The 7,798-nt window shown below is 52.5% G+C and carries 6 protein-coding genes and 1 tRNA gene; 1 reads left to right on the forward strand and 6 read right to left on the reverse strand.

The window, feature by feature from the left end; genetic code table 11:
- Positions 1-84: 84 nt before the first annotated feature.
- The 5 genes from lnt to miaB form a co-directional block, all read right to left on the reverse strand.
- A complete protein-coding gene (gene lnt / locus BS639_RS10205; RefSeq protein ID WP_055777191.1) occupies positions 85-1,608 on the reverse strand; it encodes an apolipoprotein N-acyltransferase in 1,524 nt (507 codons plus the stop codon).
- A 138-nt stretch (positions 1,609-1,746) separates the two neighbouring features.
- On the reverse strand, positions 1,747-2,625 hold the full coding sequence (gene corC, locus BS639_RS10210; RefSeq protein ID WP_055777194.1) for a CNNM family magnesium/cobalt transport protein CorC: 879 nt from the start codon (positions 2,623-2,625) through the stop codon (positions 1,747-1,749).
- A gap of 148 nt (positions 2,626-2,773) precedes the next feature.
- Entirely contained in the window at positions 2,774-3,244 is a 471-nt protein-coding gene (gene ybeY, locus BS639_RS10215) for an rRNA maturation RNase YbeY (RefSeq protein ID WP_055777197.1), read from the reverse strand.
- Entirely contained in the window at positions 3,241-4,311 is a 1,071-nt protein-coding gene (locus tag BS639_RS10220; RefSeq protein WP_084983034.1) for a PhoH family protein, read from the reverse strand. Before BS639_RS10220 ends, ybeY begins: the two co-directional genes overlap by 4 nt.
- 195 nt (positions 4,312-4,506) lie before the next feature.
- Complete coding sequence (gene miaB, locus BS639_RS10225; RefSeq protein WP_173882086.1) at positions 4,507-5,931, reverse strand: tRNA (N6-isopentenyl adenosine(37)-C2)-methylthiotransferase MiaB; 1,425 nt, start codon at positions 5,929-5,931, stop codon at positions 4,507-4,509.
- A gap of 312 nt (positions 5,932-6,243) precedes the next feature.
- On the opposite strand from miaB, the gene ubiF reads away from it, so the two are divergent.
- On the forward strand, positions 6,244-7,458 hold the full coding sequence (ubiF, locus tag BS639_RS10230) for a 3-demethoxyubiquinol 3-hydroxylase (RefSeq protein ID WP_228779432.1): 1,215 nt from the start codon (positions 6,244-6,246) through the stop codon (positions 7,456-7,458).
- Between the two features lie 131 nt (positions 7,459-7,589).
- Here ubiF and BS639_RS10235 read toward each other — a convergent pair.
- Positions 7,590-7,664: transfer RNA gene (locus BS639_RS10235), tRNA-Gln, on the reverse strand.
- Positions 7,665-7,798: the final 134 nt, after the last annotated feature.

Consider the following 7,798-nt stretch of genomic DNA (forward strand, 5'->3'; position numbering starts at 1 on the left):
TTTGGCAATAGGTGATGCCGCACTTAAAAAAGGCAAGGGCACCGCTAAGTGCCCTTGAGGAGTAGATTGTGAAGCTTGGGTCGATTAGTTCTTGCGGCGTCCCAATGCAAAGGCGGCAATGGCAAACAACAGGGTAAGAACCCACAACGGCCATACGCCCAGTCTTGCATACGGCGTGATGCCCTGTGTTGGGGTAATTTTAACGTCCAATACTTGGCGGGTGAACTGCGGTATTACTGCAATCACGTTACCTTCGGCGTCAATTGCGCCAGTGACGCCATTGTTGGTACTGCGCAACAGCGGGCGGCCCAGTTCAACGGCCCGCATACGCGCCATCTGGAAGTGCTGCCACGGACCGATTGAGTGACCAAACCAGGCGTCGTTCGATACGGTGAGCAGTAAATTGGTCTCGGGGCGGAAGTTCTCTCGAACCTGTTCACCTTCGACAATTTCGTAGCAAATTGCAGTGGTGAAGTTCAGCCCTGCAACGTGCAGCGGCGGCTGAATATAATTACCGCGGCTGAAAGAGGACATCGGCAAATCAAAGAAGGGCGCAAGTGGGCGCAGCAGATCTTCCATTGGCACAAACTCACCGAAAGGCACCAGGTGATATTTGGTGTAACGATTTGGATCCGGATAGCGATACTGCTCGGGGCCGCCCAGTGCAATGACGCTGTTGTACGTTTTAGCACCGGCTGGCGTGCGCATATAATCAACAATGCCGGTTATCAGTTGGCTGTTGTGCGAGCGTGTCAGGTCATCCATCATGGTCAGGAACTGCTGCTGATCCGACTCTATATCTGGAATAGCCGACTCAGGCCAGATTATAATTTTTGCCTTGCCGAGATAGGGACGCGTTTCGTCAAGGTAGGCCTGCAGCGTTGAGATAAGCGCTTTAGGGTCCCACTTCATCGACTGTGGAATGTTTCCCTGCACCATCGCAATGTCGACAGTTTTGTCAGTCTGAGGCGTAAACCAGTGAATTTTTTGCAGCGGCCAAGGCAGCAGTAGCATAGCAGCCGCAATGACCGCCGGTACTGCCTTGCGCTGATGCAGCGCATAAACCAGCAGACCGCTGAGAGACATCATCACAAAAGTAATGGTTTCAACGCCACCAAGCGGTGCCAGACCTTTTAGCGGACCGTTGATCTGGCTATAACCGAACTGCAACCACGGGAAGCCGGTAAGCACCCAACCGCGTAAAAACTCGGTGACTTGCCACAGGGCGGGCGCCGCCAGCGCCAGTCGCCACCAGGTGGTTTTTGGCCACAGCTTGGCCAGTAAGCCGGCAAAGAGCAGGGTATAAAGTGACAGATAGACCGCAAGCAGCGCCACCAAAAACAGGTTTACGGCTTCCGGCATGCCGCCAAAGGTCGCGATACTGACGTAAACCCAGTTAACACCGCTGCCAAACAGTCCCAGTCCCCAGCAGAATCCAAGCAGCGCAGACTGGCCAGGACGACGGTCAAGCGTGACCAGCAGTAGGCCAAACAGCGAAACAATCGCCGCAGGCCAAAAATCATAGGGGGAGAAGGAGAGTGTGCCGCAGGCACCAAACAGTATCGCCAGCAGGCCTCTCACCCGCTGACGTTGATACATACCCATCATATTTCACACCACAGATGCGTTGGCTCCACTCTCTTACCCCAGTCACTTAACTGGGTAAGCTCCCGAGGATGCGTTCCTTTGCCGCCTTCCTGTGATACCCAATCTATTGGATATAAAAATCTTGTTGCCATGAATAAATTATTCTTCCAGTTTCGGTTGCGGCGCGTCGTCCGGGATTTTTACGTGAACCTGAATGATACGGCGGCTATCGGCCATGGCAACTTTGAATGAGTAACCGTCGATGTCGATAGTTTCGCCACGGGCCGGGAGGTGCCCAAATGACTGCATAACCAAACCGCCGATGGTATCGACTTCGTCATCGCTGAAGCTGGTGTTAAACACTTCGTTGAAATCTTCGATAGGCGCAAGTGCGCGAACGGTATAGGTGTGACGGCTGAGCTGGCGGATGTCGAGGTCTTCCTCGTCATCGTATTCGTCTTCGATTTCACCCACAATCAGCTCGAGAATGTCTTCAATGGTAACCAGACCGGAAACACCACCAAATTCGTCAACCACAATCGCCATATGATAGCGCTGAGAGCGGAACTCTTTCAGCATGCGGTCAACGCGCTTGCTTTCAGGCACTACCACAGCGGTTCTCAACACTTTATCAATGCTGAACGGCTCAGACTCCGTGCGCATAAATGGCAGTAAATCTTTTGCCATTAAAATGCCTTCAATATGGTCCTTATCCTCGCTGATGATCGGAAAACGCGAGTGAGCCGATTCGATAATGACGTCGAGGCACTCTTCGATCGGTTGATTGCGTTTCAGGGTGATCATTTGTGAACGAGGGATCATGATATCGCGCACGCGCTGCTCGGCGATATCCATCACGCCTTCCAGCATGTCACGGGTATCGGGGTCGATCAGATCGTTTTGTTCGGAATCACGGATCAGCTCAACCAAGTCGCCACGGTTTTTTGGTTCACCGTGAAATAACTGGCTAAGAATAAGGGAAAAGAAGCCCTTCTTGGGACTGGGGCTGTCGCTATTTTGTGGGTGGTCATCGCTCATGGCGTTGGGGTGGTATTCTCATAGTAAGGAAAAGATAGCCATTGACGTTACGGCATTGCGGCAGCGTCAATGACAAGGGTCGAGATAAACTACTGAGTTTTTAACTCATTTAGTCACGTTCGTCGAGCAGGAGCGCACGTCGAATAGACTATTCATCAAGCAAAAGATAAGGGTCCGGATGACCAAGTGATTGCATGATTTCAATCTCGATGGCTTCCATCTCTTCCGCTTCTTCATCAATGATATGGTCATACCCTAGCAGATGCAGGCTACCGTGGACAACCATATGGGCCCAATGCGCATTTAGCGCCTTGTTTTGCTCACCGGCTTCGAGCTCAACCACCTGCCGACAGATAACCAAATCACCGAGCAGAGGTAGCTCCATGCCTGGAGGGGCTTCAAACGGAAAAGAAAGTACGTTAGTGGACTTGTCTTTTCCGCGATAAGTCATGTTCAACTCTTGGCTTTCCGCTTCGTCAACGATGCGAATAGTCACTTCCGACTCTTCCTGAAATTGCGGAAGAACGGCTTCCAGCCACTGCTGGAAGTCGCTTTCGGCCGGCAAGCCTTCACTGCTCTCGCTAGCAATCTGTAAATCTAAAATTACCTGATGACTCATGTATTGCTCTGTTCCGGGGTGGGTTGGGCAGTATACTGCTGTGATTCATGCTTGCGCTGTTTGGCTACCTCGTCGCGGCGTTTCTGGTCTTCTTCTTCCCAGGCCTCATAGGCAACAACGATACGCGCAACGACCGGATGACGAACAACGTCTTCACTGTGGAAGAAATTGAAGCTCAGTTCTTCAACGCCAGAGAGTACTTCAATTGCGTGCCGCAGGCCCGACTTTTGGTGACGGGGCAGGTCGATTTGCGTCACGTCGCCAGTAATCACTGCCTTGGAATTAAAGCCGATACGCGTCAGGAACATTTTCATCTGTTCAATTGAGGTATTCTGGCTTTCGTCCAAAATGATAAATGCATCGTTAAGGGTACGACCGCGCATGTAGGCCAGCGGCGCAACTTCAATCACGTTACGCTCTATCAGCTTCTCGACTTTTTCGAAGCCGAGCATTTCAAACAGTGCGTCATACAGCGGACGCAGATAAGGGTCGACTTTCTGGCTCAGGTCACCGGGGAGGAAACCGAGTTTCTCACCGGCCTCGACCGCGGGGCGGGTCAGCATAATGCGACGCACTTCCTGGCGCTCCAGCGCATCGACTGCTGCCGCAACCGCCAGGTAGGTTTTACCCGTACCGGCAGGGCCAATACCAAAGGTAATGTCGTGGTCCAGAATGTTGGCGATATACTGCGCCTGATTCGGCGTGCGCGGTTTAATCATGCCGCGCTTGGTCTTGATAATCACCGCTTTGCCGTAATCGGGCACGCTCTCGGCGGTTTGCTCCAGCACGCGGCTCTCTTTAATCGCTAGATGAATCTTTTCGGGATTAATGTCCTGCGTTTCGCCGCGCAAAGGGGCGGTGTCGACGTACAGGTCGCGCAGAATGTCTGCCGCGGCTTCTACTACCAGGTTCTTACCCACCAGTTTAAAGGCGTTATCACGACGATTGATCTCGATGCCCAACCGACGTTCCAGTTGTTTGATGTTGTCATCAAACGGGCCGCACAGACTCAGCAAGCGCTGATTGTCTTCCGGCTCCAGCAAAATCTCTTGTGTTACAACGTTCAAACTATTCCTCTGGGCCGCTCTGGACCTGTTGAAGGTGTATCTCGACGGTTTCTCTCTGACTTCTGCTCTATAAAGTAATAATACATGCGCTTGGCAAAATATTCCCAGTGCCGCACGTGCTGTACTAAAGAATATGCGGCCTATCTCGTAAAAATAAAGGGCGCATCAGCGCCCTTATGCACTAAAGGGTAAAAATTAGGGCTGATAGATGCTAACGCCGGTCTCATTTTCTTTGCGAGTGCGGGCGATGATTGCCTGCGGTGATTCATGCATGCGCAGCGCCATTTGCTCTTCGGTGCGCACCACAATTCCGCGCAGGGAGTTGGTCATCACGTCAACGATTTCTAAATCTACGAATTTGCCAATCATGTCCGGCATACCTTCGAAATTCACCACGCGGTTATTTTCGGTGCGGCCGGTCAGTTCCATAATGTCTTTGCGCGAAGTCCCTTCAACCAGAACGCGCTGCACGGTGCCAATCATGGCGCGGCTGATACGCATCGCCTGCTGGGTAATTCTTTCTTGCAGTTGGTAAAGACGCTGCTTTTTCTCCTCGTCACTGACATCGTCCACCAAGTCTGCCGCCGGTGTGCCAGGGCGGGCGGAATAGATGAAGCTGTAGCTGACGTCCATGTTGACATCGCTTATCAGTTTCATGGTCTGCTGGTGGTCCTCATCGGTTTCGCCCGGAAAACCGACAATAAAGTCGGAGCTGAAGGTGATACCGGGACGCGCCTTAAGAATTTTTCGCAGAGTCGATTTATATTCCAGAACCGTATGCGCACGTTTCATCATGGTCAACACGCGGTCTGAGCCGCACTGCACAGGCAGATGGAGGAAACTCACCAGCTCCGGGGTATCTTTGTAAACTTCGATGATGTCGTCGGTGAACTCAATCGGGTGGCTGGTGGTGAAGCGAATCCGGTCGATACCGTCAATGCTGGCCACTAAACGCAGCAGTTCGGCAAAGCTGCAAATCTCGCCGTCAAAGCCGGGGCCGCGATAGGCGTTAACGTTCTGGCCCAGCAGATTGACTTCACGCACGCCCTGAGCGGCAAGCTGAGCGACTTCAAACAGCACGTCATCGCTTGGGCGGCTGACTTCTTCTCCACGCGTATAGGGCACGACGCAGAAGCTGCAGTATTTGTTACAGCCTTCCATGATTGACACAAACGCGGTGGGGCCATCGGCGCGCGGCTCCGGCAAACGGTCGAATTTTTCGATTTCAGGAAAACTGATGTCAACGATGGGGCTTTTACTGCCGCGCACGTGATTGATCATTTCCGGCAGTCGGTGCAGCGTTTGTGGTCCAAAAACGATGTCAACGTAGTGGGCGCGCTGGCGGATCAGTTTACCTTCCTGCGAGGCCACGCAGCCACCAACGCCGATGATCAAGTCAGGATTGGCTTTTTTGAGTATTTTCCAGCGACCCAACTGGTGAAATACCTTCTCTTGGGCCTTCTCCCGGATGGAACAAGTGTTGAGCAGCAGCACATCAGCCTCTTCGGCATTATCTGTCAGTTCAAAACCGTGCGTGCTGTTAAGTAAGTCTGCCATTTTAGATGAGTCATACTCATTCATCTGACAGCCCCAGGTTTTTATATGCAGTTTTTTCTTCATCGGCATGCCATTACTTAAAAAGCGTTAAACAAAACATCCCTATAATTAAATTTGGGGATGCAGCTCAGGAGCCTATTGGTCAATCTTTTAGTTAACGTCGTGGTGGCGAATAGACTCTGCATTACAGCCGGTGCATGAGTATGTGGGGGACCGGGCGGTGTAGCTTAGGGGAGACAGTGTAATCCCACATTAACTGAGTGGCTAGTGCGCTAAATCAGGTTGCGCCCTGATAACGGGTGAAAAATCCGGTACACTTCGCGAAATGCGCGTTTTGTATAAATCCACATTTAACAAAAAACAACGAAGAGCGAGATGGACACGGTCGAAAATATGAGCCTCGAAAATAATACGGTACAGAACCCCTTTGAAGTCATCGTGGTCGGCGGCGGGATGGTCGGCGCAGCAACGGCAGTGGGATTTGCTCAGCAGGGGCTACGTGTGGCCGTTATTGAAGATAAGGCACCGCAGCCATTCGATAATGCCGACCCGATTGATCTGCGGATCTCTGCCATCGGTTGTGCCTCGGTTCGCCTGTTGCAGAGGCTCGGTGCTTGGTCGCAGGTTGAACACATGCGTTCTACGCCCTATCGCCGTCTTGAAACGTGGGAACAGCCTGGATCCGAGGTGCTGTTTGATGCGCACTCTCTGGGTTTATCCGAGCTGGGTTTTATGCTGGAAAATCGCGTTCTGCAGCTCGCGTTATGGCAGCAAATGCAGCAGTTTGAGAATCTGACGCTATTTTGCCCCGACAAGCTCAAAAAACTGCATCAGAATGTCGATGAGAGTTGGTCGCTGGAGTTGGTGAGCGGAGAGCAGCTTAATGCACGTCTTGTGGTGGCCGCCGACGGTGCAAACTCTCTGGTGCGTCAGCAGGCAGGCATCGGCATCGACGGTTGGCAGTACCGCCAGAATTGCATGTTGATTAACGTTGAGACACAGTCACAGGATTTGGACGTGACCTGGCAACAGTTTTTCCCTTCAGGGCCGCGCGCTTTCCTGCCACTGTGGGGAAATCACGCCTCGCTGGTGTGGTATGACAGTCCGCAACGTATCCGCCACCTGCAGTCGCTAAACATGCACCAACTGACCCAAGAGGTTACCGCGGCCTTCCCAGCTCGTCTGGGGGCGATTAAGGCACTGTCATCGGGGTCTTTCCCATTGGTGCGTCGCCACGCCCAGCGCTATGTGTCATCGGGGCTGGTTCTGGTGGGCGATGCGGCTCACACCATTAATCCGCTGGCCGGGCAGGGGGTGAATCTGGGCTATCGTGACGTAGAAGCGCTGCTCGACGTAGTGTCAGTGGCTAATGAAAAGGGTGAAGCCTGGTGGAGTGAGCGCGTACTGCAGCGCTATCAGCGCCGCCGCCGGGTTGATAACTTGATGATGCAAAGCGGCATGGACCTGTTTTATACCGCGTTTAGCAACAGCTTGCCGCCGGTTCGCCTGTTACGTAACCTGGCACTGATGGCGGCGCAGCGCGCTGGCAAATTAAAATCGAAGGCGCTGGAGTATGCACTGGGGCTGTAGGGCCGACTTGTTAAGGCAGGGGAGTTGAATGAATAAGGGCAGTGGCTTCACTGCCTTTTTATTGGCTAACGATTCATTAATGACGAAACGTTAAAAAGCAAAAAGCCCGCCGAAGCGAGCTTTTCTAAATTTGGCTGGGGTGCCAGGATTCGAACCTGGGTATGCTGGTATCAGAAACCAGAGCCTTACCGCTTGGCGACACCCCAATGGTGTTTACTGTTTTACTGCCGTACTGCAAACGCGTTGCTCATCACCAAGTAGACTAAAATGGTGGCTACGACGGGATTCGAACCTGTGACCCCATCATTATGAGTGATGTGCTCTAACCAACTGAGCTACG

The organism is Rouxiella silvae, from assembly GCF_002093625.1.
Classification (GTDB): domain Bacteria; phylum Pseudomonadota; class Gammaproteobacteria; order Enterobacterales; family Enterobacteriaceae; genus Rouxiella; species Rouxiella silvae.

Excerpts from the sequence above, each read along its gene's own strand:
- miaB (WP_173882086.1), bottom strand. The coding sequence starts at position 5,931 with ATGAAGAAAAAACTGCATATAAAAACCTGGGGCTGTCAGATGAATGAG.
- lnt (WP_055777191.1), bottom strand. The coding sequence starts at position 1,608 with ATGATGGGTATGTATCAACGTCAGCGGGTGAGAGGCCTGCTGGCGATA.
- ybeY (WP_055777197.1), bottom strand. The coding sequence starts at position 3,244 with ATGAGTCATCAGGTAATTTTAGATTTACAGATTGCTAGCGAGAGCAGT.
- ubiF (WP_228779432.1), top strand. The coding sequence starts at position 6,244 with ATGGACACGGTCGAAAATATGAGCCTCGAAAATAATACGGTACAGAAC.
- corC (WP_055777194.1), bottom strand. The coding sequence starts at position 2,625 with ATGAGCGATGACCACCCACAAAATAGCGACAGCCCCAGTCCCAAGAAG.